We start from the raw sequence: 25,394 nt of genomic DNA, 5'->3' as shown, positions 1-25,394 counted from the left end.
CCATGCCAGCGTGGTGGCGCTCGGGTGATCGCGCCATGATGAGTCGCATGTCACCGTCGAGCCGAGCCGGGCAGCCCGCCGAACCCTCCGACCTGGTCGACGTGGCGTCGTTGCTCGCGGCGTACGCCGAGCGGATACCCGACCCCGAGAACCCCGACCAACAGGTGGCGTTCGGCACCAGTGGTCACCGCGGATCGTCGCTGAAGACGTCCTTCAACGAGCACCACATCCTGGCCACCACGCAGGCGATCTGCGACTACCGGCGCGACCAGGGCTACGACGGGCCGCTGTTCATCGGCCGCGACACCCACGCCCTGTCCGAGCCGGCCTGGGTGTCGGCGCTCGAGGTGCTGCTGGCCAACGAGGTCGACGTGCTGGTGGACAGCCGCGATGGCTTCACCCCGACCCCTGCAGTGTCGCACGCGATCCTGCGCGCGAACGGGGGCCGCACGAACGGGCCCGGCCTGGCGGACGGGATCGTCGTCACGCCCTCCCACAACCCACCGAGCGACGGCGGCTTCAAGTACAACCCTCCCCACGCGGGTCCTGCCGACACCGACGCCACCTCGGCGATCGCGGCCCGTGCGAACGACCTGATGCGCGGCGCGCTGGCGGACGTGAAGCGGGTCGCGGACGTGTCGGGAGCAGGCCGGTACGACTTCCTCGCCGCGTACGTCGATGACCTGCCCGCCGTGCTCGACCTCGACGCGATCCGTGAGGCCGGGTTGAGGATCGGGGCGGACCCGCTGGGCGGAGCCAGCGTCGACTACTGGGCCGCGATCGCCGAGCGGCACCGGCTCGACCTCACGGTGGTGAATCCCGGGGTCGACCCGACCTGGCGCTTCATGACCCTTGACTGGGACGAGAAGATCCGGATGGACTGCTCCTCGCCGTACGCCATGGCGTCGCTGATCGGGCGCAAGGACGAGTACGCCGTCGCCACGGGCAACGACGCGGACGCCGACCGGCACGGCATCGTGACACCGGACGGCGGTCTGATGAACCCGAACCACTACCTCGCCGTCGCGATCGGCTACCTGTTCGGTGGCGCCAGACCGGGGTGGCCCGAGACGGCTCGGATCGGCAAGACCCTCGTGTCGAGCTCGATGATCGACCGGGTCGCGTCGGCGCTCGGCAAGCCGATGGTCGAGGTGCCGGTCGGCTTCAAGTGGTTCGTGCCGGGGCTGCTCGACGGGTCGTTCGGCTTCGGTGGGGAGGAGTCGGCGGGCGCGTCCTTCCTGCGCTTGGACGGCACCGCGTGGACCACCGACAAGGACGGCATCATCCTCGCGCTGCTGGCCTCGGAGATCCTCGCGCGGACGGGCCGGACGCCGAGCGAGCACTACCGCGACCTGGTGGCCGAGCACGGCGATCCGGCGTACGCGCGGATCGATGCGCCGGCCGACCGTGCGCAGAAGTCCAAGCTCGCCGCGCTGTCGCCCGACGACGTCACGGCCACCGAGCTGGCCGGTGAGGAGATCACCGCCCGGCTCACCGAGGCGCCCGGCAACGGCGCCCGGATCGGGGGCCTCAAGGTGACGACCGAGAGCGCCTGGTTCGCGGCACGTCCCAGCGGGACCGAGGACGTCTACAAGATCTACGCCGAGTCGTTCCGCGGGCCCGACCACCTGGCCCAGGTCCAGGCCGAGGCCCGTGACGTGGTCGAGGCGGCCCTCGGGTGACCCACCCGGTCGCGGACCTCCTGGACACGCGCGTCACCGAGCAGCTCGAGCCGGGTGCGGCGGTCTGCGTGATCCGCGACGGTGAGGTCGTCGTCGACCATGCCGCCGGCACGCGCGACAGCGCCGAGCCCTGGGAACCTGACACGCTCGTCATGGCCTACTCGGTGGCCAAGCCGTTCGCCGCTCTCGTCGTGCTGGACGTGATCGCGTCGGGTGCGCTCGGGCTGGACCAACCGGTCGCCGAGGTGTGGCCGGAGTACGCGGCTCACGGCAAGGGCGTCACGACGGTGCGGCAGGTGCTCCACCACTCCGCCGGACTGCCGCGGTTCCCCGACGAGGCCGCCGACCTTGCCTACGACGACCTCGACGGGCTCACCGCTCTGCTGGCGGACGCGCCTCCAGACTTCACCCCTGGCAGCGCCGTCGCCGAGCACGCACTCACCTACGGGCACCTGTGCGACGCCCTGGTCCGCCGCGCGACCGGCGACGACCTCGCCGACCGGTTCGCACGGATCGCCGCGGAGCACGGTTGGGACCTGCACCTGCGGGTCCCGCCGGGCGATCTCGGCCGGTGCGCGGACGTCGTCGCCCTCGACGGGTGGCCGGACGACTACGCGACGGACCCGCGGTGGGCACGAGCGTTGGCGGTGCCGGGCGGCCTGTACGACCCCGAGGTCCTCAACTCCGAGCGGTTCCGCCGGTGCAGCTTCCCGGCGATCGCGATGCACGCAAGCGCCCGCGGTCTGGCGCGCTTCTACGCCGACCTGACCGCTCCGGACGGGCCGGTCGCGAGCCGCCTCGGACCCGCCCTGCACGCGGCGTACGTCGCGCCGCAGGCGAGCGGCATCGATCTGGTGCTCGGACGTGAGGTGACCTGGACCCTGGGCTTCCAGGTCGACGACGAGGACCTCGGCATGGGCGGGATCGGGGGTTGCGCCGGCTGGTGGTCCCTGGTCGACGGGACCGCGGTCGGAGTCGTCACGCGCGGACTCGGGAGCACGATCGCCGACGGCGTGTGGGACGCGCTGGCGGCTGAGTGAGGCCCTCGTCGGCGTGGTTCGCGGATGGCGCCCCCGCGAGGGTCTCCATCGATCCGACTGGTCAGTCGGCGTTCCGGCGAGCGACGTCGATGACCAGGCGCGAGGGTGCGGTGAGCGCGTAGACCCGGAAGGGGACGGGCTCGTCGTCGATCCCGGCGAGAACCTGTGTGTAGCCCTCGAACGTGCCGCCCACGTAGACGTCAGTGACGTCGCCGCCGTTGACCGGGGTGAACTGACTGGGACCGCGGTAGTAGTTCGGCGCGGGCCAGGTGGTGCCCGACGCGTAGATGTCCAGTACCGCTGCTCCACCGAGGGAGACGACTTCGCCGCTGCCGTCGAGGACCGCTTCGTCGACGTAGTTGACGACCCAGCCGGGAGTGCCTCTGCCACTGAACTCCAGGACGATCCGGTCGAAGCCCTCGGCCTCGGCAACCTCTACGTCGACAAGCACCAGGTCCGACCCTCGCGACCCAGGACCCGACTGGCGCCTCGTGTCCTCAGCGAACGCCGGGGCATCGGTTGCCTCGATATTGGTGGGTGCCTCCGAGGTGGTCGTGGCCGAGCTCGTGGTCCCGCCGGTCGCTGGAGCGCTGTCAGGGCCGCCGCTGCGGTCGGTCCCACAACCCGCCATGAACGCAATGGCGGCGATCGTGCTCAACAGGACTGTCATCGCGCGTCGCCACGCCGCTCCTTCGTGATCGGCGCCACCGTTCGAGGTCACCCACGTAGGACGCCTCATCCGAACTTCTGGTTGACCAGGCCCACGCACGAGTCTCGGCATGACCGCTCAGCCATGAGAGCGCCAGCACGCCAGACGGGCCCGGGCACATCGCGGGGGGACATCGGCTTTCGATGCGCCCACGACGCGGCGGGCTGACGGAGTCCTCTAGGTGCTATACCGGACCTGTGGCGCAACGCCGCGTGCCGGCGGCCGGGAGGTGCTGCCCATGAGGCCGCTTCGTCTGCTCACCGCCTGCCTGGTCGGCGTTCTGGTGGCCTGCTCCCCCGCGACCACTGACGCCCCCGCACCGCCCACCCCGCCACCGGCAGGGAGCGCGCCGTTCTCACTGCTCCAGATGAACCTGTGCCTGTCGGGACTGGCCCCCTGCGTTGAGTACCCGGAGGTTGTCCGCGAGGCGATCACGGTCATCCGTGAGCACCGACCCGACGCGGTGACGCTCAATGAGGTCTGCAGCCGCGACGTGGCCCGCATCGCCCAGAGGACCGGCTACCACCGCCGGTTCTCGACCGTCCCTTACAGCGGAGGGCCGCTGCCCTGCCGTGCCCCGAGCGGCCGGGGCGTGTTCGGCAACGCGCTGCTCACGGCGGCGCAGATCGTCGCAACCGTCGACCATCGATTCAGCGCACAGTCGATCGATCCCGAGCAGCGCCGCTGGCTGTGCGTCACGACGGCGCAGTCGGTCACCGTGTGCACGACCCACCTGAGCTCCCCGAGTGAGCTCAGGACCGCCGTCCTCCGGCAGTGCGCGGAGCTCACCGACGTGCTGGCCGTTCGGGCGAGGCGCGGACCCACGATCGCCGCCGGTGACATGAACAACCTCGGCAGCTGCGCGCCAGCGGGCATGTGGACGCGCACCGACGTGGAAGGGGTTCAGACGCCGGGGGTCCAGCACGCCTACGGCAGCGCATCTCATCTGCACGCCGCGACGGCGGAGGTCCTGCCGGCCACGTACACCGATCACGACTTCCTGTACGTCAGGGCGAGGCTGATGTCTTAGGGCGAGCGGTGACGGCAGCCGCGGTCGCTAGCCTTTCGTGATGCCTCTGGCTCCCGCGCACCCCGCGGTGGTGCTGCCGCTCCAGAGGCTCGGCTTGCCGCTGAGCGCACTGGTCGTGGGCTCGGTGGCGCCGGATGCACCGGTGTACCTGCCGGTGGGGGTGAGCTACCAGACGACGCACAGCGGCTCGGGAATCGTCGTCGATGTCGTGATCGGCCTGGTCCTGCTGTGGTTGTGGTTCGCCGTGCTGCGCGACGCCGTGGTGGACCTGACGCCGTTCCTGCGACGGCGTGCGCCGCCGGAGGCTCGACTCGCTCGACGTGCCTGGTTGCTGGCGCCGCTGGCCGTCGCGGTCGGTGCGGGTACGCATGTGCTGTGGGACTCCGCCACGCACGACTGGGGGTTCCTGGTAGGCGAGCTCGGGTTACTGCGTGAAGAGTACGGCCCGATCCCCTTGTACCGCTGGCTCCAGCACTCTTCGACGGTTGCCGGCTCTGTGGTCGTAGCGACCTACGGTGTGTTCCGGCTGAGCAGACGGCCCCTGGTCCCGCGACCGCCCGCGGTAGCCCGGAGCGGGCTCTGGCTGGTTCCGGTTCCGTTGACAGCGCTGTCCGTGGCGATCCTCCTCCTGGACGCAGAGGCTGCCGTCGGTGCTGCGTTGATCGCGCTGCTCGTCGTGTCGATCGCGTGGCGGACGGTCCGCCGGCACCAGCCTTGAGCCTTCGACATCCGAGCCGGATCTCGCATCAGGGTGCCGGCGGCAGCGGGGCATCGACGTCCGAGGCGATCTCGGTCTCGGAGACGGTTCCGCCGAAGTACATCTGCGCGAGGTCCGGGTCGGACAGGACGGCGGCAGCGTCGCGCGCGGCGACGACCTTCCCGCTCTCCATGACGATGCCGTGGGTCGCCATCCGCATCCCGAACCGCACGTTCTGCTCCACCAGCAGGATCGTCTTGCCGCTGTTCTTGAGCAGCGTCACCGAGTCGTAGAGGACCTGGAGCGCCTTGGGGTCCAAGCCCAGGGACGGCTCGTCGAGCAGCAGCACCGGGTCGAGCATCAGCGAGCGGGCGAACTCCACCATCCGGCGCTGACCGCCGGACAGGTTGCCGGCGTTCTCGGCGGCGCGGTCGGCCACGATCGGGAAGATCGCCGCGACCTCGTCGTAGCGCTGCTTCACGAGCGCCTTGTCGCGCCGGATGATGTACGCGCCGAGCAGCACGTTCTCTCGCACCGACATCGACGGGAACAGCGCGTTGGACTGCGGCACCTGGGAGATCCCCTGCGCCAGGATCGACGCAGCGGAGTCCTGGTCGATCCGCTGGCCGCGCAGGTGGACCTCGCCCAGCCGCGGGGTGAGCAGACCGCTCACGGTCTTGAGCACGGTGGACTTCCCGGCGCCGTTGGGGCCCACGATGCAGGCCACCGATCCGGTCGGGACCGTGATGTCGACGCCCTGCAGCACGTCGCCGCCGCCGTAGCCGGCGACGACACCCTGCATCCGCAGCATCGGGGCCTCGCGGTCGGTCATCGCTCCACCGCCTTCTTCTCCTCGAGCAGGAAGTCGTCGCCGAGGTAGGCGTCGATCACCGCGGGGTCACGTTGGATCTCCTCCGGCGTACCCGACGCCATCATCCGACCGCGGCCGAGCACGTGCACGGGATCGCACAGGCCGAGCACGAACGGCATGTTGTGCTCGACGATGAGGAAGGTCTTCCCGTAGGAGTTGAGCTCACGGATCATCTCGCCCATCCGGTCGATGAGGACGGGGTTGATGCCGCCGGCGGGCTCGTCGAGCATGATCAGCTTGGGGTCGAGCATGAGGATCTGTGCCAGCTCGACCAGCTTCTGCTGGCCGTAGGACAGGGCGTGCGCCCGCTGGTCGCGGAACGCGCGCATCCCGACGAAGTCGAGGAGCTCCTCCGCGGCCCGCGCCTCCTTGCCGCTCACAGCGATCCGGCCCAGGCCGCTCACCGAGAACGAGCGCTGGACGGCGACCACGTTCTCCAGGACCGTCATCTCGCGGAACAGGCGCGTGATCTGGAAGGTCCGCCCGAGACCGCGGTGCGCCCGGGTCCACGACGGCTTGCCGTCGATCCGCTTCCCGTCGAGCCAGATCTCACCGGACTCGGCATGGATGGTGTCGTCGATCAGGTTGAAGATCGTGGTCTTGCCTGAGCCGTTGGGTCCGATCAGGCCGGTGATGGAGCCCTCGGGTACGGCGAACGACGCGCCGTCGACGGCCTTGACGCCACCGAAGTGGCGCCGGAGGTCCTTCACCTCCAGCAGCGGGCGGTCGGGCAGGGAGTCACGGTCGACGAGCTGTACCCGGTCGGTCAGGGAGGCCAGGCTGCCGCCGGTCCCGATCCGGGCCCCCACGAGGCCGGCCTTGTTGCGCGTCGTCAGCCACTCCAGCAGCTGCGCGATCGCCGGCAGGATGCCCTTGGGCAGGAAGATCACCACGGCTATCAGCAACCCACCGAAGATGAAGAGCCGCGTGTTGCCGCCGCCCCACTCGTTGTTGGCGGTCTCGTTGAGGTACTCGATGAGGAACGCGCCGAGCACCGGGCCCCACAACGTCGCCTTGCCGCCGATCAGCATCGACAAGATGAGCTGCACGCTGAGCAGGATCCCGAACATACCCCGTGGGTCGATGAACGTCAGGTAGTAGCCGTACACGGCCCCGGCCATCCCGACGAAGACCGCACTGGCCATGAACGCGATGATCTTCTCGGTCGGCAGGTTGATGCCGATCGTGGCGGCCTTGCTCTCGTCCTCGCGGATCGCGATCAGGCCCATCCCGAGCTTGGAGCGCCGGATCCACCAGGTCATCAGCATCTGGACGGCGAGGATCGCGACGAGCACGTAGTAGAACGGCAGGTTCCCGAGATCGGGGTCCCAGTCGGGCAGAGGGAGGGTGAGGCCGGCGGTGCCGTTGGTGAGCGAGGCCCAGTTGACCGCGATCACCTGCACCAGGAACAGGAAAGCCACCGTGATGATCACGAACGCCGGACCGCTCGACCGGAGGGACACGAGGCCGAGGATCAACGCCACCCCGGCGGTGACGAGACCGGCGACCGGCACCCACACCCACGGACTCGACTCCGGCATCCGGGTGGCCAGCACCCCGATGGTGTAGCCGCCGACACCGATGAAGGCGCCCTGGCCGAGGGAGATGTAGCCCGCGTAGCCGGAGATGATGCTCAGCCCGCTCGCGCCCACCGCGAAGACGAGCGAGAGGATGATCATGTTCTGGTAGTAGAGGTCGTCGCTCACCAGCGGGAACGCGACGACGGCCACGACGGCTACCAGCGCGAGCGCCCGGCCGACCCAGGTGGTGGTCGTCATGTTGCGACGGCGTCCTCTCGGAGTCGGGTGCCCATCAGACCCTGTGGCCGGACGAGCAGCACGGCGAAGACGACCGCGTAGGGGACGGCGGTCGCCCAGGCGGGCGACCAGTACGCCCCGGTGATGGTCTCGGCGAGACCGAACAGCACCGCACCCAGCACGGCGCCGTTGAGACTGCCGAGACCGCCGAGCACGACGATCGCCAGCAACCGGGCGATCCACTGGTAGTGGGACCCGGGCACGAACGGGTAGAGCACGCCGGTGATCGCCCCGGCGGCACCCGCGGCAGCGATGCCGAGCGCGAACACCAGGGCGGCCACCGAGGCCACCTTGATGCCCACGAGCTCGGCGGACGACGGGTTACTGGCCGCGGCCCGGATCGCGCGGCCCAACCACGACTTGATGAGCACCAGCCACAGCAGGACCAGCACGAGCACCGCAACCAGGCCGCCGTACACCTGCGCCTTGGGGAGGAAAAGGCCGGCGACGGTGAACGACTCGTCGCCGTACGACGGCCTGATCGCGGTGGAGTTGTTGCCCCAGATCTCGCCCATCGCGCCCTCGAGCACGAGCGCCAGCCCGAACGTGAGGAGCACCGTGGAGGCCATCGGTGCCGTCCGGATCGGCGAGACCACCACCTTGTAGGTGACCCAGCCGAGCGCGAACACGATCGGTGTCGTGATCACGATCGCCAGCAACGGGTCGATCCCGAAGCTGTCCCACAGCCAGTAGGTGATGAAGGCGGCGACGACGACGTACGCGCCGTGCGCGATGTTGATCACCTTCATGACCCCGAAGATCAGGGTCAACCCACTCGCCGCCAGGGCGTAGACGCCGCCCAGCAGCAGGCCGAGGACGAGGGTCTGGAGCAGCTGGGTCATCAGCCGGTGCTTCCCGGCTTCCACTCGCGGGTGACCTCAGCGGTCGCGGCCTCTTCCGGGAGCACGATCTCGGGCGCACCGTTCTGCCACTGGCCGATCAGGAACTCACCCTGCGGAGCGCCGGTCTCGTCCCACGAGAGAGGACCGAGGATCGTGTCCACCTCGTTCTCGTGGAGCCAGTCGGCGAGCGCCTTCTGGTCGTCGATGCTGCCGACGGCCTCCACGGCGGCCTGCAGGACCTCGCCCGCGGCGAACGCGTCGGCAGCGTCCTCCGGCACCTCGCCGTCGCCGAACATCTCCTCGTACTTCGCCACGAACTCGGCATTGCCGGGGGTGTCAGCGTCAGGAGAGTGGCTCACGGCGTAGAAGATGCCCTCGGTGTTCTCCTCACCGATGCCGTCGGTGAACTGGCTCCCGAACGACGGGGCGTTGGTCTGGAAGAACATGTCGGGCGTGAAGTCCGCCTTGAGCATCGCGCGGGTCATGCCGATGCCGTCCTCGAACTGCGCGCCGTGGACCACGAGGTCGGGGTCGGCGTTCTTCATGGCGCTCACGATGGTGTCGAAGTTCTTCGTGTCGATGGCGTAGGTCTCCTCGTACACCGTCTCGACCCCTGCCTCCTCGAGCATGCCACGGATGCCGGCGACGTTGGGCGCCGCGAAGGGGTCGTCGAGAGTCGGGTAGGCCGCGGTCTCGGGCTTCTCGCCGTCGGGGAGCTGGGCCACCCACTCAGCGAACACCTTGCCCTGCAGGTCGGCGGTCGCCTGCTGCGCGAAGAAGAGGTACTCGAAGCCGCGGTTGAACATGTCCGGCGAGCCGCCGGCCGGTTCGACGTACACCATCTGGTTGCGCTCGGCCACGGCCGAGGCCGGCAGGTTCAGCAGCGAGGAGAAGGTCCCGAGAAGGAGGTCGACCTGGTCCTGGCTGATGAGCGCGTTGTAGTCGCTGACGATCGTGTTCTGGTTCGAGGCGTCGTCCTTGACGACGAGCTCGACCTGTCGGCCGAGCAGTCCGCCGTCGTTGTTGACCATGTCCACCCAGACCTCGTAGCCCTGCTGGGCCGCCTGGCCGGGCTGGGAGAACTCGCCGGTCAGCGGGAGGGACGTGCCGATCACGATCGGGTCGTCCTCGCCACCGCTGCCGCCCTCGTCACCTCCGCACGCGGCGAGGCCGACCGTCATCACCCCAGTCAGCGCCGCGGCCACCAGGCCCCGCCGTCGGGAAATCTGCGCCATGCTTCCTCCTCGGTGCTCCACCAGCCATCGCCGCAATCGATTGCGGCACCGCCAGTGTTGTGACCCGCGCCATACGGTGTCAAGGGATGGGCGACATTTCGTACTTGTTTGCAATCGGTTGCTGTCCCTGCCACCCTGAACCCCGCACGAGAGGAGCGGCCCATGACCGACCTGGAGCCTGCCCTGCCCGACCACGCCGACGTCGTGGTCGTGGGAGCCGGCCACAACCCGCTGGTCGCGGCCAGCTACCTCGCCCGGGCCGGGCTGCAGGTGCTCGTCCTCGAGGCCGGTCCGACGGTCGGCGGCAACACCCGGACCGAGCAGCTGACCCTGCCGGGCTACGCCCACGACTCGTGCAGCAGTGCCCACGTCCTCATCCAGAACAACCCGCTGATCCGCGACGACGAGCTCGGGCTCGTGGCTGAGCACGGGCTGCGCTACCTCACCACCGACCCGGCGGTCGTGATGCCCCAGCCGGACGGCGACGTGCTGGTGATGCGGCCCGACCTCGAGGCCACGGCCGCTGAGCTGAGCCGGTGGTCCGAACGCGACGCCCGCGCGTTCGAGGCCATGGTCACGGCGTGGCGCACGGGGCTGGGGGCGGCCCACGGCCGCTGGAGCTCACACCTCCCTCAGCCCGACGACGACACCACCCGGGCCTACTTCGCCCTGCGAAACCGATCGGCGTGGGACGTCGTCCACGAAACCTTCGAGCACCCCGTGGTGCGGTCGTTCGTGCTCTGGCTGGCGATGGCGACCGTGCAGGACCCGCGCCGGCGGGGCACGGGGTTCCTGCCGTCGTCGTTGTCCGTCGGGCGGCTCGACCACGGCTGGACGACACCGGTCGGCGGCAGCCAGGCACTGCCCGACGCGCTGGTGCGCGTGCTGACCGCGCACGGCGGCCAGGTGGTCTGCGACGCCGCTGTCACCGGGCTGGTCACGGACGGCGAGCGGGTGGTCGCGGTCCAGGTCGGTGCACACTCGGTAGCGGTCGGCCGCGCCGTGGTCGCCGGCGGCCACCTGACGCAGCTCGCCGACCAGGTCGTGGGTCGGGAGCCGACAGCGGACCTGCTCGCGGCGCGCGACGCGTGGCGCCCCGGGCTCAGCGTTCTCGCGGTGCACGCCGCCCTGACGGGCGACCTCGGCTACGGCGAGGCGGGCGTCGCCAGCGCCGCCGCCGGACTGGGCACCACCGACGGCATGGCGCGTCACCTCGACCGGTGCGTGGCCGGCGAGCCGGACGCGGACGACCCGTGGCTGCTGGTCGTCAACCAGACCTCCGTCGACCCGTCCCGCGTCGACGGCAGCGGGGGGACGTTCAAGATCCTGACGATGGCTCCCTGGGACCTCGCGGACGGTCGCGACTGGGCGACCAGCAAGGACGACTACGGCGCCGCGTTGGTCGAGCTGGTCCGGCGTCGGTGCGCGGGCCTGGGTGCCGCGGACGTGCTCGCGGTCCGCACCGAGTCGCCGGTCGACGTCGCAGCCCACAACCCCCAGAACCTCGGCGGCTCCTGCCACGGTGGCGAGTTCCTCATCGACGGCGAGGTGGTCGCCGGCTGGCAGCGCTACGACACCGACATCCCCGGCCTGTACCTGACCGGGTCGACCACCCACCCCGGCGGCTCGGTGTCGGGTCGGCCGGGCCGCAACGCCGCCCGGGCCGTGCTCACCGGCCTCGGGATGGACCCGCTGACCGTGATGGGCCCGACCTGACTCACCGCCGCAGCAGGGCCTGGAGCGCCCGCTCGGTCGCCCGCACCACCCGGTCCTCGTCGATGTCGACGAGCTCCCCGTGGTGCTTGCGCAGCCGACCGTCGACGATGACCGTGTCCACGTTCTCCGCGCCGGTCGCGAGCGCGAGCGTGTTCGACACGTCGGTGACCGGAGCGGTCGCCACGTCGTGCCGGCGGACCAGGATCAGGTCGGCCCGCTTGCCCGGCGTCAGCGAGCCGACGACGTCGCCGAGACCCAGGCTGCGGGCGGCGTCGATCGTCGCCATCTCGAGGATCCGCCGGGTGCCGACCGCCAGCTCCTGCTCGGCGATGCCGCGGTAGAGACCGGTCGTCAGCCGGAGCACGGACCAGAGGTCGGCCGATCCCACCAGCGACATGGTGTCCACCGACAGGGTCAGCAGCATCCCGCTGGCCTCCATCTCACCGACCGGCGTGACGCCGTACCCGATCAGGAGCTCCGACCAGGGGCTGATGCTGACCGAGGCGCCGCTGTCGCGGACGGCCGCCCGCTCGGCCTCAGTCGTGAAGAGCGCATGGATCAGCTGGGTGTCGGGCGTCAGCATGTCCTCCTCCGCGAGCATCCGGATCATCCCGATGTCGCCGTGCGCGCGGTTGGAGTTGGCGTGGTAGCTGACCGGGATGCCGAGCTCCTGAGCGGCGTCGTACTCGGGGCGGAAGACCGCCTCGCCGACGAGTCCCGGCGGGCGACCGGCCAGGCCGAGGTGGAGCAACGGCAGCCGACCGGCGTCGAACCACTCACGCTGGACACGAGCGATGTCGTCGAGGTCGACCAGCTCGGTCCCGGGATGACCCTGGGGCGTGCCGTAGGAGAACCGGCCTCGCAGCCCGATCTCCTGGTGCGCACGGAGGTTCGCGTCCGCGTGGTCCGGGGAGCGCAGGTTGTGCGACCAGTCGTGGACGGTGGTGATGCCGGTGTTCAGGGCATCGATCAGCGCCAGCCGGGCCCCGTGGTAGAGGTCCGACGGCAGGCACCGGACCCCGTTCGCGATGTTGAGCGCGAAGTACGCCGTCTCCGGCGACGAGCTCGACATCGCGCGGTAGAGGGTCGTCCAGAGGTGCCAGTGGGTGTCGACCAGGCCCGGCATCGCGATCATGCCGCTGCCGTCGAGCTTCGGGGCCCGCACCCGCAGGTCGCGTCCCACGGCCACGATCCGGCCGTTCCTCACGTGGACGTCGGCGTCCTCGAGGTCGCCGATCTCGGGATCCATCGACACCACGTGCGCCCCCGTCACGACGTACTCGCGATGCCTCGGCGCGCCACGGCCGCGTCCGGCGGCTGCCGGGGCCGCTACCGCGGCCGAGGTCACGGTTCCCGCTGCCGCGGCACCGCCCAGCACGGTTCTCCTGCTCATCTCCACGGGTTCCTCCCAGGTGTCGGCGGCGCCGGGCGGCGCCGGAGTCAGGCGAGCAACCGGACCGGTCGCTCCAGCAGCTCTGTCAGCGCCGCCAGCCAGCGCGCGGCCACGACACCGTCGACGGGCCGGTGGTCGACCGACAGGGTGAGCGTCATGACCGAGCCGGGGACGACGGCGCCGTCCTCGACCACCGGCTCCTCGCGCACGGAGCCGACCGCGAGGATCGCGGCGTGCGGCGGGTTGATGATCGCGGCGAACTCTTCGACGCCGTACATGCCGAGGTTGGTGACGGTGATCGAGCCGCCCTCGAGCCCCTCCTGACGCAGCCGGCCCTCGCGGGCCTGACCGGCCAGCTCTCGCACGGCGGCTGCGATCGAGGTGATGCTGCGGTTCCCCACGTCGCGGAGGACCGGCGTCACCAGCCCGCGGTCGGTCGCCACGGCGACCGCGACGTCGACGCTGTGCCAGCGGCGGACTGCGTCGTCGGTCCAGGTGACGTTGAGCTCGGGCACCCGGCGATGAGCGGCGGCGACCGCCATCACGACCAGGTCGTTGACCGAGACCTTGACGCCGTCCTCGCCCAGCGCGTCGTTGAGCTCGGCCCGCAGCGCGACCAGTCGTTCGGCGCGAACGGTCGCCCGCAGGTAGAAGTGGGGTGCCTCGCGCTTGCTCGCCACGAGCCGCTCGGCGGTGAGCCGGCGGACACGGCTGTGCGGGACGTCCTCGTAGGACGGGTGGCCGTCATCGGGGGTCTCGAGGCTCGGCGCTGGGGCTCCTCGCACCTCGACCACCGACGACGTCGAGGCCGCGCTGGCGCGGGCGGCCAGAGCACTCTCGACGTCGCGGCGGAGCACGCGCTGCCGCGGGCCCGTGCCAGGGACCTCCTCGATCGGGATGTTGGCGTCACGGGCCATCCTGCGGGCGAGTGGGCTGGCGAACACCCGGCCGTTGCTCGCCGGCGCAGGCGTCGCGACGCCGAGGTCGCGCAGCAACGCGTCGAGGTCGTCCACGCGCTCGCCGGGGGCGCCCAGCACCGCGATCGGTGCTCCGACCTCCACGCGGGTGCCCGGGACCACGAGCGTCTTCAGGACCACGCCGGAGTCGTCGGCCTCGACGTCGACGAGCGCCTTGTCCGTCTCGATCGTGGCCAGGGCATCGGACGCGCTGAACTCCCCGGCCTCGGCCACCAGCCAGTCCGACAGCACCGCGTCGGTCGCGTTGGCGGAGACGCCGGGCATCCGCAGCAGCCGCGGCACGCTCAGTACCTCGCGATCTCGGTGAGCTCGGCGATGACCTCGTCCTTCTGGGCGATCGCGGCCCGCTCGAGCACCTTGCTGATGCTCGGAGATGCCTCCGATCCGGTGACGCGGCGGACCGGCGCGTCGAGCAGGTCGAAGTACCGCCGGTGGATCTCGTCGGCCAGCCAGCCGCCGTACGACGTGCCGACAGCACCCTGCTCCGCGATCAGCACCTGGTTGGTCTTGGTGAGGCTTGCCTCGATCGTGTCCCAGTCGATGCTGGCGCGGTCGAGCCAGCGCAGGTCGACCACCTCGGCGTCGACCTGCCCGAACTCCTCGACCGCCTCGAGCACGAACCGGACCATCCCGAGGTAGCTGAGGATCGTGACGTCGCTCCCCTCCCGGCGGACGGCCGCCTTGCCGACCGGCAGGCAGTAGTCGAGGTCGTCGGCCGGCCCCGGGCCGACCGCGTTGTAGAGGTCGACGTGCTCGAGGACCACGACGGGGTCGTGGCAGCGCAGGGCGGTGTTCATCAGGCCGACGTAGTCGTACGGCGTGGTGGGCGCGACGATCCGCCAGCCCGCGGAGGTCGCGAAGATGCCGGCCGGGTCCATCGAGTGCTGCGAGCCGTAGCCGGTCCCCATCGCGACCTTGCTGCGGAGCACCAGCGGGACGGCACCGTCGCCGCCGTACATGTGCCGCGCCTTGGCGACCTGGTTGAAGAGCTGGTCGGCCGCGACCCACATGAAGTCGGCGTACATGAACTCGACGACGGGGGTGAACCGGCCGTCGAGCGCGATGCCGCACGCGAGACCGGTGAACGCGTTCTCGCTGATGGGGGTGCCGAGCACCCGGTCGGGAAAGCGTTCGGCGAGGCCGCGCGTCGCGCCGTTGGTGCCGCCGTTCAGGCGGTGGACGTCCTCCCCCAGGACGACGACGCCGGGGTCGGTCTCCATCCGGCGGCCGAGCACGGCCGCGATCGACTCGACCAGCTTGGTCTCCTGCACGGGTACGGCGTGGCCGTCGGCCGCGACGATCGGTGCGTCGTCGAGCTCGCTCAGGTCACCGCGCACGCCGACGTCGACCCACGTGGGGTCCGGCCACTCGGCGGGACGGATCCGGCGCTGGCCGGGCTTGCCGTCCGGCACCGGCTCGAGAAGGCGTCCGCCGATCTCCTCCATCACGCGTCGCGCCCGGGCGAGCGCCTCGTCGGCCTCGCCGGACTCGAGCAGGCCGCGCCGCTCCAGGTGGCGCGCGGTGATGGTGATCGGGTCGCGCTCCCGCCAGGCCTTCTCCTCCTCCTTGTCGCGGTAGCCGAACGCACTGCCGGCGAAGCCGCCGTTCTGGTGGAAGTACCGGTAGGTGTCGACCTCGACGACACACGCGCCGCGGCCGTGGCGCATGTGGTCGACCGCTTCGGTCATCGCGAGGTGCACCGCGAGCGGGTCCTGCCCGTCGACCTTCCAGGAGGCGAGGTTGAAGCCGAGCCCGCGAGCGGAGAGCCGGGGCTCGGCGGTCGCCTCCTCGACCGAGGTCGAGACGGCGTACTGGTTGTTCTCGATGAAGAAGCAGACCGGCAGCGACCACGCGCCGGCGAGGTTCATGGTCTCGAGGGTGGAGCCGATGTTGACCGCTCCGTCGCCGAAGTAGGTGACGGAGACCGCGTCGGTGGCGGAGCGCTGGTGGGCGAACGCGAAGCCCGCGGCCTGCGGCACGCCGCCGCCGACGATGGCGTTGGTGCCCATCGCGCCGGCCTCCTTCCACTGCAGGTGCATCGAGCCCCCGCGGCCGTGGCTCCAGCCGCGGTCGAGGCCGCAGATCTCGGCGAGCGTCCGGAGCAGCACCTCCCGCACCTCGTCGCTGGGGTCGGCCAGCGGGTCCATGCCCTTCGGCTCGACGTGGTGGAGCGCCTTCGCGAGGAACTGGTGGTGTCCGCGGTGGGACCCGTTGACGGTGTCGTCGCTGGTGAGCGCGAGCACCGACCCGACGGCGCCGCCCTCCTGACCGATGCTCGAGTGCGCCGGCCCGTGGATCAGCCCGGCGCCGGCGAGCTCGAGCACGTACTGCTCGAAGGCGCGGATCCGGACCAGCTGGGCCAGGAAGGTGCGCAGCAGCGCAGGGTCCGCGGTGTCCCAGTCGTGGTCGTCGACGACCACCTCGACCCACGGCGAGGCGGGCTCGAGCGGGCGATGCTGGGGCATGGCTCCTCCTTCGAAGACCCTGTCACTCTGACACAGGATTGGATCCAAAATCTAGGTCCGGAGGGATGGACACCGCTCAGGTAGCCGTGCTTTCCTGACATCGAGAGACGTTTCGGATCCAGAAGGGGTGCCGGATGGGACTGCCCGGCCTGCAGCGGGTCGACCACATCGGGTTCACGGTGCCCGACCTCGACGAGGCCCACCGCTTCCTGGTGGACGTGCTCGGGTGCGAGTACCTCTACTCGCTCGGGCCCTTCGCCCACCCTGACGAGGACGACGACTGGATGGCGACCCACCTCCAGGTGCACCCGCGCGCGGTGATCGTCGAGAACCGGTTCTTCCGGTGCGGGGCCACGACCCTGTTCGAGGTCTTCCACTACACCTCTCCCGACCAGGAGAACGCCATCCCGCGCAACAGCGACATCGGCGGTCATCATGTCGCGTTGTACGTCGACGACCTGGACCTGGCGGTCGAGCACCTGCGCGCTGCCGGGATCGAGGTGTTCGACGGGCCGACGGCGAGCCGCGGCCCGGGAGAGGGCAACCGCTGGATCTACTTCCGCAGCCCGTGGGGCATGCAGTGGGAGCTGGTGTCCTACCCGGGCGGCAAGCGTTACGACCGGGAGCGGGCCGCCGCGAAGGGGGTGGCGCCGTGACCGAGTCGGCCGCCTCCGGCGTCAGCAGCAACCGCGTGGCGGCGTACCTGCGCGAGGCGATCCTCGGCGGCGAGCTGCGCCCGGGGATGCGGATCCGGCAGGAGGACATCGCCGATCGGCTCGGCGCCAGCCGGCTCCCCGTCCGCGAGGCGCTGCGGATGCTCGAGGCGGAAGGTCTCACCACCCACGAGCCGCACAAGGGAGCCACCGTGCCGCGGCTCTCGCCCCACGAGGTCGACGTCATCTACCGGATGCGCGAGCAGCTGGAGCCGTTGGCGCTCGTGGAGTCCCTGGAGCGGCTGTCGGAGTCCGACCACGAACGGCTCGAGCAGGTCCAGCGCCAGATCGAGGCGAACGAGGACCTCGAGAAGTTCCTCGACCTCGACCGCGAGTTCCACATGCTCACCTACTCGGGGTGCCACATCGACCCCCTGATGTCGAACGTGACCCGGCTGTGGAACTCCACCCAGCACTACCGGCGCAGCTTCGTCGCGCTCGGCGGTCGGAGCCGGATGTGGATCGTGAACGCCGAGCACCGCCTGATCCTCGACGCCGTGGTGCGCCGCGACGGAGACGACGCCGAGCGGTTCCTGGAGGGGCACATCCGACGTACTCGGATCGAGCTGAGCCACCACCCGGAGGTCTTCGAGTGACCGACTTCCGGGTCAACGGCTCCGCGGTGAGCATCGACGGCGAACCCGACACGCCGCTGCTGACCGCGTTGCGCGACGACCTGGGCCTGGTCGGCACCCGCTTCGGATGCGGTCAGGGACTGTGCGGCGCCTGCTTCGTGCTGGTCGACGGAGCCGCCGTGCCGTCGTGCCAGACGCCGTTGTCGCAGGTCGAGGGACAGTCGGTGACCACCGTGGAGGGGCTGGCCGCGGGCGGCGAGCCGCATCCTGTGCAGCGCGCGATCCTCGAGCGGCAGGCGGCCCAGTGCGGGTTCTGCATCTCGGGCGTCGTGGTCAGGGCCGCCGCCCTGCTCGCCGACGAGCCGGACGCCGACGCCGACCGGGTCGCCGAGTCGCTCGACCGGAACCTGTGCCGGTGTGGCTCGCACCGGAGGATCCTCGACGCGGTGCTCGCCGCACGGGAGCCCGCGTCGTGACCGAGATCGCCACCGACGTCGCGGCCAACCCCGAGCTGGGCCGGTGGATCGGCGTGGCCGGCGGGCGGGTGCAGGTCCGGATGGGCAAGGTCGAGCTCGGGCAGGGGATCTCCACCGCCCAGGCCCAGCTGGCGGCCGACGCGCTCGGCCTCCCGCTCGACCGGATCGTGATGGTCGCGCCCCACACCCGACTCGGACCCGACCAGGGCCTCACGTCCGGGAGCCGCTCGGTCTTCCAGAGCAGCCCGGCCCTCGCCCATGTGGGCGGAGTCGTCCGCGCGCTCGCCGGCCCGACGACGCCGGTTGCCGAGTACGTCGCGCGGATCGCAGATCTCGACCCCGCCCTCGACCTGACCCGGCACGAGCCGCTCCCGGCCGGACCTGCCACCGCCGTCGGCCGGAGCGAGCCGCGTCTCGACCTGCCGGACAAGGTGCTCGGGCGACCGCGATTCCTGGCGGACCTCCGGCCCGAGGGCCTCCTGCACGGTCGCGTGCTGCGCCCGCCGTCCGTGGGCGCCGCCCTCCGGGCCGTCCCGGACGGTTGGAAGGCGCCGGGCGTGACGCTGGTGCGTGACGGCTCGTTCCTCGGCGTCGTCGGCGAGCGCGAGGCCGACGTCGACCGCGGTCTGGAACAGCTGGCCCGCGACGTGGCCTGGTTCGAGCAGGACCTGCTCCCCGACGACGACGACCTCGCGCCCTGGTTGCGGTCGGGGACGCACGACGAGATACCGGTCCTCGACGAGACGGGTGCGCCGTCCGCCCCGGGTGACGGCGTGCTCGAGTCGTCGTACTCGCGCCCGTTCCTGGTGCACGCCTCGATCGCGCCGAGCGCAGGGCTCGCGCTCTGGGACGACGACGGCGTCCACGTCTGGTCGCACAGCCAGGGCATCCACTCGCTGCGCGACGCCATCACCGACGCCCTCGGGCGCCACCCCGCGACGGTCGAGGTCGAGCACGTCGAGAACGCCGGGTGCTACGGCCACAACGCCGCCGACGACGCGGCGTTCGACGCTGTGCTGCTGGCGCGCGCCGTCCCGGGGCGACCGGTGCTGCTGCGGTGGACCCGCGCCGACGAGCTCACGTGGGGGCCGCTCGCCTCGGCCATGACCGCGACCGTTCGAGCGTCGTTGTCGGACGGACGGATCTCCGGCTGGCACTACGAGGTCTGGAGCCAAGGGCACACCGCACGACCGGGGTACTCCGGCAGCCCCGGCCTGCTGGCCGGCGCCCAACTCGCTGAGGCGTCACCCCTGCCGCCCTCGACCGACCCACCGCTGCGCGGCGGGGGCGGCACCACACGCAATGCCGTTCCCGGGTACGACGTCGGCCCACGCTTCGTGGCCGGACACCGCAAGACCGACTCGCCGTTGCGCACCTCGGCGATGCGCGCCCTGGGCGCCTACCTCAACGTGTTCGCCATCGAGAGCTTCCTCGACGAGCTGGCCGAGGCGGCCGACGCAGACCCGGTGCGGTTCCGGCTCGACCACCTCTCCGACCCACGGGCCGCCCACGTCGTGTCCGAGGCCGCCCGCCTGGCCGAGTGGGAGGAGCCGCTGGCGGACGACACCGGACGCGGGCTGGGCTACGCACGCTACAAGGACCGCGGCGCCTACTGCGCCGTCGTGGCGGACGTCGAGGCAGGCAGCGACGTACGCGTCCGGCGGCTGGTCGTGGTGGCTGACCTCGGACTCGTGGTCAACCCCGACGGCGCGCGCAACCAGCTCGAGGGCGGGGCGATCCAGGCGACCAGCTGGACGATCCGGGAGCGGGTGAGATTCGACCGGCGTCGGCTGCTGAGCGGGGACTGGGAGCGCTACCCCGTGCTGCGGTTCTCCGAGGCGCCCGACGTCGTCGTCCACCTCGTCCCGAGCCACGCGCCGTCGGTCGGGGCCGGTGAGGCCGCGCAGGGACCCACCGCTGCCGCGATCGCCAACGCCGTGCACCGCGCACTCGGGGTGCGCGTGAGAGACCTCCCGCTCACGGCCGACGCCGTGGTCCGGGCCATCCAGGAATCCGACTGAGGAACCACCACCGAAGGAGTCACCATGAGCAAGCCGCGCATCTCGTACGTGCCGTACGAGGAGATGGACGAGCGGATGCAGGCCGAGATGGACCGCAGCGCCCGCGAGGGCACGCCGCGCCCGGAGACCAACGCGGTGCGGGCGCACGTCCCGGCGGCGTTCTGGGCGTTCGCCGAACCCTGGGAGAAGATGTTCCGCAACGGCGTGTGCGACCACGCGATCAAGGAGCTGTGCCGGGTCTACATCTCACGCACGGTGACCTGCGAGTTCTGCGGGAACCAACGCTCGGTCAAGGGCAGCAACGAGGGCCTGGTCGAGGGACAGTACGACGACCTGCTCAACTTCGAGACCTCCGACCGGTTCGACGAGCGGCAGAAGGCTGCGCTCGCCTACGCCCAGGCGATCGCCTGGAACGAGGACGACCGCGACGGCCTGTGGTCCCGGCTGTACGCCCACTTCAGCGAGGAGGAGCTGGTCGAGCTCGGCTGCGTCATCGCGCTGACGTTCGGGCAGCAGAGCTGGATCCGGCTGCTCGACGTCGACCACCACCAGTACATGGCCGGCACGTCGGCGTCGTTGGCACCGGGATTCGAGGACGCCGAGACGCTGGCCGCGTCGAAGGCGAAGCCGGACTACTGGGCCGCCGGGACGCCCGGCAGGGCCCGCTGATCGGACCCCGCGAGGTGTTCAGGGCGATCGACACCGTCGGCTTCGTCGGACTCGGAGCCATGGGCAGCGGCATCGCGCGCCGGATCATGGACGCCGGGCACCTGGTCGTCGGCTGGAACCGCACCAAGGCCAGGGCCGAGGACCTGATCGCGGCCGGAATGGGCTGGGCGGCGACTCCTCGGGAGGCAGCCGAGCAGTGCGACGTGGTCTTCACGATGCTCACGAACACCGCGGCGGTGCAGGAGGCGGCCGAGGGTGAGGACGGCCTGCTCGCCGGTCTCTCGGCCGGCAAGGTCTGGGCGGACCTCAGCACGATCGCTCCCGACGCCAGCGTCGCGCTCGCCGAGGAGGTCGCCACGACGGGTGCCCGGTACCTCGACACTCCCGTCTCGGGCAGCCCGGCGACGCTGGCCGCGGGTCAGATGTCGGTCATGGTCGGCGGCGACCGCGCGGCGTACAACCACGTCGAGCAGCTGCTTCACGCGATCGGCCCGAAGGTCACCTACATCGGGCCCAACGGCCACGCCATCCTCACGAAGGTCGCCATCAACCTCACCCTCGTGGTGTCGGTGACGGCCTTCGCCGAAGCGGTGACCCTGGCCGAGAAGGCCGGCGTCGATCGCGCCGCGGTCGTCGACGCCGCGCTCAAGAGCGTGGTCGCGTCGCCGGTGATCGGGTACCGCGCACCGCTGCTGGTCGACGACGACACCGTCTTCGCCGACGTCGAGCTGCAGCAGAAGGACCTGGTGCTGGCCCAGGAGCTCGGACGGCGGCTGGGCGCGATGCTCCCCACGTGCTCGGCGGCCAGCGAGATGCTGAGCGCCGCGCGCAGCAGCGACCTCGCCGGCCGCGACTTCCTGGTCAGCGTCGCCGATGTCTACCGCCGGGCCGCGGGGGTGACGTCGTCGTGACGGACCCGAAACCGCCGTACCGCACCTCCCTCGACGACGTGCCGCTCGAGCAGAACCTGCGAGAGGACGAGGGCTGGGTGGACATGCAGGTGCAGTATCTCATCAACGCCGAGCGGGGCGGCTCCGACCGCCTGACCGTCGGCCGCACCGTGCTGCCGCCCGGCGCGCGCCACGACCGACACCTCCACACCGATGCAGACGAGTTCCTGGTGGTCATGTCCGGGCGCGGGGAGATCCACACCAACTCCGGGCGAGAGCCGTCGCAGGCCGGCGACGTGATCTTCACGCCGCGAGGGAACTGGCACGGCTTCGTCAACACCGGCGACGACGACGTGCTGCTGATCTGGGGCTGGAGCGGGGCCGGTTCGCTGGCCGCGGCCGGTTACGCGCTGCCGGGACCCGCCGACTCGTTCGACGACCCGACGTGACCTTGTCGTGAGCGATCTCGATCCACGGATCGCGCGCGGAACGGCGCGGATGCTCGAGCTGCGGGCACATGTCCTCACGTCGGGTGCCCGCCACCTCGGCTGGAAGGTCGGCTTCGGCTCGCCCTCGTCCCTGGCTGCGCTCGATCTCGCCCGACCGCTCGTGGGGTTCCTGACGCACGACCGGGTGCTCTCTCCTGGGGACGTCGTCGATGTCTCCGGTTGGACACGACCGGTGCTCGAGGCCGAGGTCGCAGCGCACCTGGGCGTTCCCGTCGAGTCGGGCGCCTCGGCCGCGACGGCGCTGGCCGCCGTCAGCGAGTGGTCGGTCGCGCTCGAGCTCGCGGACGTCGACCTGCCTCCGGACGACGTCGAGGCGATCGTGGCCGGCAACATCTTCCACCGGCACGTGCTGTTCGGCCCGGTGGCACCCGCGCGGCCCGGGACCCTCTCGTTCTCGGTGGCTCGCGACGGATCCGCAGTGGCGTCGACGTCGACGCCGGAGGAGCTCACCGGCGAGCTCGGCTTCGTGCTCGCGTCGGTGGCCGACACCCTGGCTCATGGCGGCGCACGGCTGTCGGCCGGGGACGTCGTGATCACCGGCTCGGTCGTCCCGCCGATCGACATCTCCGGAGGTGGGTCGTGGGTCGTGACGGCGTCCGGACTGGGCGAGGTCGGCGTGACGATCAGCTGACCCCGGCCGGCCCGGCGCGTGTCCATCGCGACCACGCGCCGGGCGTACCGGTTTCAGGGATTGACGATCACGAGCCAGCTGACCTTGTAGATCGCGTCCCCTGCCGCGTCGGACAACGTGGTGGTCGCTGAAGCGGCCGCGCAGTTGATCCTCGCGGAGTCGAGGACGTCGTTGCTGCCCGGCCCGTCGTTCTCCACCAGGCGCACCCGCTCCCGGTCGACGAAGACGTCGTCGCCGTCGCCGAGGGTGTTGCGCTTCTGGCCCTCGAAGTAGGTGCGCTGCGTGGTACGGCTGTCGCCCAGCCGCAGGAACACCTCGTCCTGACCCTGTCCGTCCTCCTGGAGGTCCAGGGCCTTGACCGAGACGATCTTGATCGTGCACGACTGCACAGCCCGTGCGTTCTCCGCGGGCTGCGCGGCCTGCGCGGGCCCGGCCGCCAGGCCCAGCGCGGGCACCAGTGCAGCAGCGGCGAGCCCGGCTCCGATGGCTGGGCGGGTGATCTTGGTCGTGTTCTTCATGATGAGTCTCCTGTGCTTTCGCGGCGTTCGCCGCTCGGTGGTCGGTCGCGGATCTGCGAGCCGGGGCCACCGTGCGCGGTCGACATCATCACCACGTCAGAACGGCGTCCGCCGTAGCGGCGCTGCGGCTATGGCTGGAACGCCATCCACTGGCCCTCGGAGATCACCTCGACCGAGCCGTTGACGACCTTGATGGCCGTCTGCTCGTCGATGGCGTACGCCGGGAGGCCGATATCCGCGGCCCACCGCTCTGCGTCAGCGAGGGAGTTCCCGGGGAAGGCGTCCAGGTGCGGGAAGATCGAGAACTCGACGACTCCGAGCGTGCGGTCGTCCGGCGCGGACGCCCACTCGACGAAGTCCGTTCCGATCCGGGGCGTCATCACCATGCTTCCGGCGCTGACTCCCACCCAGACCGTGTCGGGCAGCGAAGGCAGCAGCTCGGCCAGCCCTGACTCCCGCATCCAGTGGCACAGGTACGTCGCGTCGCCGCCGTCGACCAGGAGGACGTCGGCCTCCCGGACCCAGGGCACCCAGCGCTCCGCACCGATGGTCGGCAGTGCGGTGAGCTCGAGGACACCGAGCGAGGCCCAGCCCAAGCCCGACAGGTGCCGAAATGTGGGCTCAGCGGCGACGAAGCCCCGCACGGATGTCGGACCGCACATCGGGTGACCCCACTGTGCGGTCGGGACGCAGAGAGCGTGGCACTCGGCGATCGGCTTGCCGAGAAGCTGCAGGAGCGCCGCGTGGATGCTCGGGTTCGTGACGCCGCCCGAGGTGAGCAAGAGCTTCAAGGCGTCTCCATGATCGTGCGCAGGGTGGTTGTTCCAGGCAGACCCGGGACCGCGCTGGTTCTCATCGCCGTCCGGCCAGCTCAGCGGGCTGGGCGAGGCGCGCATCGATCATGTGCGACCCCCGTGGACATGCCCGTGGTCGGGCGCGTGCTGCACTGGAGCCCATGCTCCGACATTAGGCCGGATCCACGCCAGCGTCAGTCGCGCCGTCGGGCGCGGTAGCGGGCGCGACATTGCCGTCGGTCACTTCCGGTGACAGCCTGACGAGATGAAGCTGAGCCCCCTGTGCTCGCTGGACCTGCGCTACGAGGGTGACTTCCACCTGGTACGCCCGTATGGCGACGACTCCGGTACGGGGTGGGGTCGCGGAGGCGGGACGGTCACGGGTGAGAGAGTCTCGGGGAGCTACGAATGGTCCAACCATCCCTCCCGCCGAGGCGACGGCATGATGCTGCCGAAGGTCCGCGGCGTCGTCACCACGGCTGACAGTGCAGAACTGATGCTCGAGCTCGCCGGCCGCACCCGCTTCGACGACGACGGCATCGGGCATCAGATGTTGTTCGTGCTGTTCGAGACCGAGCACCCGACCTACGCGTGGCTCAACGATGTGGTCAGCATCGGCCAAGGCCGGATCGGCGAGGGGCTGACCGCTCACATCGACGTCTTCATCTGTGAGCCCGGCGGATGACGTCGAGGTGCTCCACCGATGATTTCCCGCTTCCAGGAAGGTCGTACCCGGCATGAGCCAATACCTACTGTCCGTTCCGCACGACTCCGACGAGGAGCCGACCATGGAGACCATGGACCCGGCCGAGCTCGAGGCGGCCATGGCTGCCACGGGTGCCATCATCGAGGAGCTGACGTCGACCGGCGCCTTCGTGTTCGCGGGCGGGTTGATGCCGCCCTCGAGCGCGATCACCGTCGACAACACCGGCGACTCGTTGAGAACCGTCAACGGCCCCTTCGTCGAGGCTCCCGAGTACCTCGGAGGCTTCTGGGTGATCGACGTCGCTGACGAGGAGGCCGCCCTTGGCTGGGCCGCCCGCGCGTCGAAGGCGCTCGGTGGCCGGATCGAGGTCCGCGCCTTCCAGGAGCCGCCGGGCGAGTGAGCTCGCGTCGGGTCGACC

General features: G+C 70.8%; 25 protein-coding genes. 15 read left to right on the top strand and 10 right to left on the bottom strand.

The genetic code is table 11. From position 1 onward, the window contains the following. Window positions 1-47 precede the first annotated feature (47 nt). Both pgm and VFZ39_RS13400 read left to right on the top strand, forming a co-directional pair. The gene (gene pgm, locus VFZ39_RS13405) at window positions 48-1,682 is read left to right on the top strand and encodes a phosphoglucomutase (alpha-D-glucose-1,6-bisphosphate-dependent) (RefSeq protein ID WP_330866270.1); all 1,635 of its coding nucleotides are present in this window, start codon (window positions 48-50) and stop codon (window positions 1,680-1,682) included. Beyond that, entirely contained in the window at window positions 1,679-2,722 is a 1,044-nt protein-coding gene (locus tag VFZ39_RS13400; protein WP_330866269.1) for a serine hydrolase domain-containing protein, read from the top strand. The genes pgm and VFZ39_RS13400 overlap by 4 nt, the downstream gene beginning before the upstream one ends. Window positions 2,723-2,783: 61 nt before the next feature. Here the strand turns inward: VFZ39_RS13400 and VFZ39_RS13395 are convergent, their stop codons facing one another. After that, a complete protein-coding gene (locus VFZ39_RS13395; RefSeq protein ID WP_330866268.1) occupies window positions 2,784-3,173 on the bottom strand; it encodes an AMIN-like domain-containing (lipo)protein in 390 nt (129 codons plus the stop codon). A 496-nt stretch (window positions 3,174-3,669) separates the two neighbouring features. Here VFZ39_RS13395 and VFZ39_RS13390 point away from each other — a divergent pair, with 496 nt between their 5' ends. Both VFZ39_RS13390 and VFZ39_RS13385 read left to right on the top strand, forming a co-directional pair. Next, window positions 3,670-4,461 carry an endonuclease/exonuclease/phosphatase family protein gene (locus VFZ39_RS13390; protein WP_330866267.1) on the top strand — a complete coding sequence of 264 codons (792 nt, stop codon included), beginning with the start codon at window positions 3,670-3,672 and terminating at the stop codon, window positions 4,459-4,461. Window positions 4,462-4,501: 40 nt separating this feature from the next. Beyond that, window positions 4,502-5,179: a DUF4184 family protein gene (locus VFZ39_RS13385; protein WP_330866266.1), complete on the top strand. Its 678-nt coding sequence runs from the start codon at window positions 4,502-4,504 to the stop codon at window positions 5,177-5,179. 28 nt (window positions 5,180-5,207) lie between these two features. Here VFZ39_RS13385 and VFZ39_RS13380 read toward each other — a convergent pair whose 3' ends face one another. From VFZ39_RS13380 to VFZ39_RS13365, 4 genes are read right to left on the bottom strand one after another with little or no spacing between them, the layout of a single operon-like run. After that, window positions 5,208-5,990, bottom strand: coding sequence for an ABC transporter ATP-binding protein (locus VFZ39_RS13380; RefSeq protein WP_330866265.1), 783 nt, complete (start codon window positions 5,988-5,990; stop codon window positions 5,208-5,210). Beyond that, the gene (locus VFZ39_RS13375) at window positions 5,987-7,807 is read right to left on the bottom strand and encodes a branched-chain amino acid ABC transporter ATP-binding protein/permease (RefSeq protein ID WP_330866264.1); all 1,821 of its coding nucleotides are present in this window, start codon (window positions 7,805-7,807) and stop codon (window positions 5,987-5,989) included. Before VFZ39_RS13375 ends, VFZ39_RS13380 begins: the two co-directional genes overlap by 4 nt. Beyond that, entirely contained in the window at window positions 7,804-8,688 is an 885-nt protein-coding gene (locus VFZ39_RS13370) for a branched-chain amino acid ABC transporter permease (RefSeq protein ID WP_330866263.1), read from the bottom strand. Before VFZ39_RS13370 ends, VFZ39_RS13375 begins: the two co-directional genes overlap by 4 nt. Further along, window positions 8,688-9,923 (bottom strand): amino acid ABC transporter substrate-binding protein, encoded by a 1,236-nt coding sequence (locus VFZ39_RS13365; protein ID WP_330866262.1) that lies wholly within the window; start codon window positions 9,921-9,923, stop codon window positions 8,688-8,690. Before VFZ39_RS13365 ends, VFZ39_RS13370 begins: the two co-directional genes overlap by 1 nt. Window positions 9,924-10,085: 162 nt before the next feature. Here VFZ39_RS13365 and VFZ39_RS13360 point away from each other — a divergent pair, with 162 nt between their 5' ends. After that, window positions 10,086-11,639 carry an NAD(P)/FAD-dependent oxidoreductase gene (locus VFZ39_RS13360; protein WP_330866261.1) on the top strand — a complete coding sequence of 518 codons (1,554 nt, stop codon included), beginning with the start codon at window positions 10,086-10,088 and terminating at the stop codon, window positions 11,637-11,639. Between the two features lies 1 nt (window position 11,640). Here VFZ39_RS13360 and VFZ39_RS13355 read toward each other — a convergent pair whose 3' ends face one another. Genes VFZ39_RS13355 through VFZ39_RS13345 form a run of 3 tightly spaced genes read right to left on the bottom strand, consistent with a single transcriptional unit; the run spans window position 11,641 to window position 16,474 of the window. After that, window positions 11,641-13,032: an amidohydrolase family protein gene (locus VFZ39_RS13355; protein WP_330866260.1), complete on the bottom strand. Its 1,392-nt coding sequence runs from the start codon at window positions 13,030-13,032 to the stop codon at window positions 11,641-11,643. Between the two features lie 47 nt (window positions 13,033-13,079). Next, window positions 13,080-14,291, bottom strand: coding sequence for a dihydrolipoamide acetyltransferase family protein (locus VFZ39_RS13350; RefSeq protein WP_330866259.1), 1,212 nt, complete (start codon window positions 14,289-14,291; stop codon window positions 13,080-13,082). Between the two features lie 2 nt (window positions 14,292-14,293). Further along, complete coding sequence (locus VFZ39_RS13345) at window positions 14,294-16,474, bottom strand: alpha-ketoacid dehydrogenase subunit alpha/beta (RefSeq protein WP_330866258.1); 2,181 nt, start codon at window positions 16,472-16,474, stop codon at window positions 14,294-14,296. A 134-nt stretch (window positions 16,475-16,608) separates the two neighbouring features. On the opposite strand from VFZ39_RS13345, the gene VFZ39_RS13340 reads away from it, so the two are divergent. From VFZ39_RS13340 to VFZ39_RS13305, 8 genes are read left to right on the top strand one after another with little or no spacing between them, the layout of a single operon-like run. Then, the gene (locus tag VFZ39_RS13340) at window positions 16,609-17,130 is read left to right on the top strand and encodes a VOC family protein (RefSeq protein WP_330866257.1); all 522 of its coding nucleotides are present in this window, start codon (window positions 16,609-16,611) and stop codon (window positions 17,128-17,130) included. Beyond that, window positions 17,127-17,783 carry a GntR family transcriptional regulator gene (locus VFZ39_RS13335; RefSeq protein WP_330866256.1) on the top strand — a complete coding sequence of 219 codons (657 nt, stop codon included), beginning with the start codon at window positions 17,127-17,129 and terminating at the stop codon, window positions 17,781-17,783. Before VFZ39_RS13340 ends, VFZ39_RS13335 begins: the two co-directional genes overlap by 4 nt. After that, the gene (locus tag VFZ39_RS13330) at window positions 17,780-18,238 is read left to right on the top strand and encodes a (2Fe-2S)-binding protein (protein ID WP_330866255.1); all 459 of its coding nucleotides are present in this window, start codon (window positions 17,780-17,782) and stop codon (window positions 18,236-18,238) included. The genes VFZ39_RS13335 and VFZ39_RS13330 overlap by 4 nt, the downstream gene beginning before the upstream one ends. After that, window positions 18,235-20,259 carry a molybdopterin cofactor-binding domain-containing protein gene (locus VFZ39_RS13325; protein ID WP_330866254.1) on the top strand — a complete coding sequence of 675 codons (2,025 nt, stop codon included), beginning with the start codon at window positions 18,235-18,237 and terminating at the stop codon, window positions 20,257-20,259. Before VFZ39_RS13330 ends, VFZ39_RS13325 begins: the two co-directional genes overlap by 4 nt. A gap of 24 nt (window positions 20,260-20,283) precedes the next feature. Further along, a complete protein-coding gene (locus tag VFZ39_RS13320) occupies window positions 20,284-20,928 on the top strand; it encodes a carboxymuconolactone decarboxylase (RefSeq protein ID WP_330866253.1) in 645 nt (214 codons plus the stop codon). Window positions 20,929-20,942: 14 nt separating this feature from the next. Continuing rightward, window positions 20,943-21,839 (top strand): NAD(P)-dependent oxidoreductase, encoded by an 897-nt coding sequence (locus VFZ39_RS13315; RefSeq protein ID WP_330866252.1) that lies wholly within the window; start codon window positions 20,943-20,945, stop codon window positions 21,837-21,839. Further along, window positions 21,836-22,267, top strand: coding sequence for a cupin domain-containing protein (locus VFZ39_RS13310; RefSeq protein ID WP_330866251.1), 432 nt, complete (start codon window positions 21,836-21,838; stop codon window positions 22,265-22,267). The genes VFZ39_RS13315 and VFZ39_RS13310 overlap by 4 nt, the downstream gene beginning before the upstream one ends. 7 nt (window positions 22,268-22,274) lie before the next feature. Next, on the top strand, window positions 22,275-22,958 hold the full coding sequence (locus tag VFZ39_RS13305; protein ID WP_330866250.1) for a fumarylacetoacetate hydrolase family protein: 684 nt from the start codon (window positions 22,275-22,277) through the stop codon (window positions 22,956-22,958). Between the two features lie 53 nt (window positions 22,959-23,011). Here VFZ39_RS13305 and VFZ39_RS13300 read toward each other — a convergent pair whose 3' ends face one another. Together VFZ39_RS13300 and VFZ39_RS13295 are read right to left on the bottom strand one after the other, a co-directional pair. Beyond that, window positions 23,012-23,476, bottom strand: coding sequence for a hypothetical protein (locus VFZ39_RS13300; protein ID WP_330866249.1), 465 nt, complete (start codon window positions 23,474-23,476; stop codon window positions 23,012-23,014). A 128-nt stretch (window positions 23,477-23,604) separates the two neighbouring features. Further along, the gene (locus VFZ39_RS13295; RefSeq protein WP_330866248.1) at window positions 23,605-24,267 is read right to left on the bottom strand and encodes a Type 1 glutamine amidotransferase-like domain-containing protein; all 663 of its coding nucleotides are present in this window, start codon (window positions 24,265-24,267) and stop codon (window positions 23,605-23,607) included. A 268-nt stretch (window positions 24,268-24,535) separates the two neighbouring features. Between VFZ39_RS13295 and VFZ39_RS13290 the strand changes: the two genes are divergently transcribed. Together VFZ39_RS13290 and VFZ39_RS13285 are read left to right on the top strand one after the other, a co-directional pair. Then, window positions 24,536-24,955 (top strand): DUF3237 family protein, encoded by a 420-nt coding sequence (locus VFZ39_RS13290; RefSeq protein ID WP_330866247.1) that lies wholly within the window; start codon window positions 24,536-24,538, stop codon window positions 24,953-24,955. 52 nt (window positions 24,956-25,007) lie between these two features. Beyond that, window positions 25,008-25,376 (top strand): YciI family protein, encoded by a 369-nt coding sequence (locus tag VFZ39_RS13285; protein ID WP_330866246.1) that lies wholly within the window; start codon window positions 25,008-25,010, stop codon window positions 25,374-25,376. The last annotated feature ends 18 nt before the right edge of the window (window positions 25,377-25,394 follow it).

It is taken from the genome of Nocardioides sp. (assembly GCF_036374615.1).
In the GTDB taxonomy this organism is placed as follows: domain Bacteria; phylum Actinomycetota; class Actinomycetes; order Propionibacteriales; family Nocardioidaceae; genus Nocardioides.
Note: the sequence above shows the minus strand (reverse complement) of the source record. Positions and strands in the feature narration are given on the sequence as shown.

Excerpts from the sequence above, each read along its gene's own strand:
- VFZ39_RS13290 (WP_330866247.1), top strand. The coding sequence starts at position 24,536 with ATGAAGCTGAGCCCCCTGTGCTCGCTGGACCTGCGCTACGAGGGTGAC.
- VFZ39_RS13345 (WP_330866258.1), bottom strand. The coding sequence starts at position 16,474 with ATGCCCCAGCATCGCCCGCTCGAGCCCGCCTCGCCGTGGGTCGAGGTG.
- VFZ39_RS13380 (WP_330866265.1), bottom strand. The coding sequence starts at position 5,990 with ATGACCGACCGCGAGGCCCCGATGCTGCGGATGCAGGGTGTCGTCGCC.
- VFZ39_RS13375 (WP_330866264.1), bottom strand. The coding sequence starts at position 7,807 with ATGACGACCACCACCTGGGTCGGCCGGGCGCTCGCGCTGGTAGCCGTC.
- VFZ39_RS13385 (WP_330866266.1), top strand. The coding sequence starts at position 4,502 with ATGCCTCTGGCTCCCGCGCACCCCGCGGTGGTGCTGCCGCTCCAGAGG.
- VFZ39_RS13355 (WP_330866260.1), bottom strand. The coding sequence starts at position 13,032 with ATGAGCAGGAGAACCGTGCTGGGCGGTGCCGCGGCAGCGGGAACCGTG.
- VFZ39_RS13365 (WP_330866262.1), bottom strand. The coding sequence starts at position 9,923 with ATGGCGCAGATTTCCCGACGGCGGGGCCTGGTGGCCGCGGCGCTGACT.
- VFZ39_RS13300 (WP_330866249.1), bottom strand. The coding sequence starts at position 23,476 with ATGAAGAACACGACCAAGATCACCCGCCCAGCCATCGGAGCCGGGCTC.
- VFZ39_RS13360 (WP_330866261.1), top strand. The coding sequence starts at position 10,086 with ATGACCGACCTGGAGCCTGCCCTGCCCGACCACGCCGACGTCGTGGTC.
- VFZ39_RS13390 (WP_330866267.1), top strand. The coding sequence starts at position 3,670 with ATGAGGCCGCTTCGTCTGCTCACCGCCTGCCTGGTCGGCGTTCTGGTG.
- VFZ39_RS13340 (WP_330866257.1), top strand. The coding sequence starts at position 16,609 with ATGGGACTGCCCGGCCTGCAGCGGGTCGACCACATCGGGTTCACGGTG.
- pgm (WP_330866270.1), top strand. The coding sequence starts at position 48 with ATGTCACCGTCGAGCCGAGCCGGGCAGCCCGCCGAACCCTCCGACCTG.
- VFZ39_RS13320 (WP_330866253.1), top strand. The coding sequence starts at position 20,284 with ATGAGCAAGCCGCGCATCTCGTACGTGCCGTACGAGGAGATGGACGAG.
- VFZ39_RS13370 (WP_330866263.1), bottom strand. The coding sequence starts at position 8,688 with ATGACCCAGCTGCTCCAGACCCTCGTCCTCGGCCTGCTGCTGGGCGGC.
- VFZ39_RS13285 (WP_330866246.1), top strand. The coding sequence starts at position 25,008 with ATGAGCCAATACCTACTGTCCGTTCCGCACGACTCCGACGAGGAGCCG.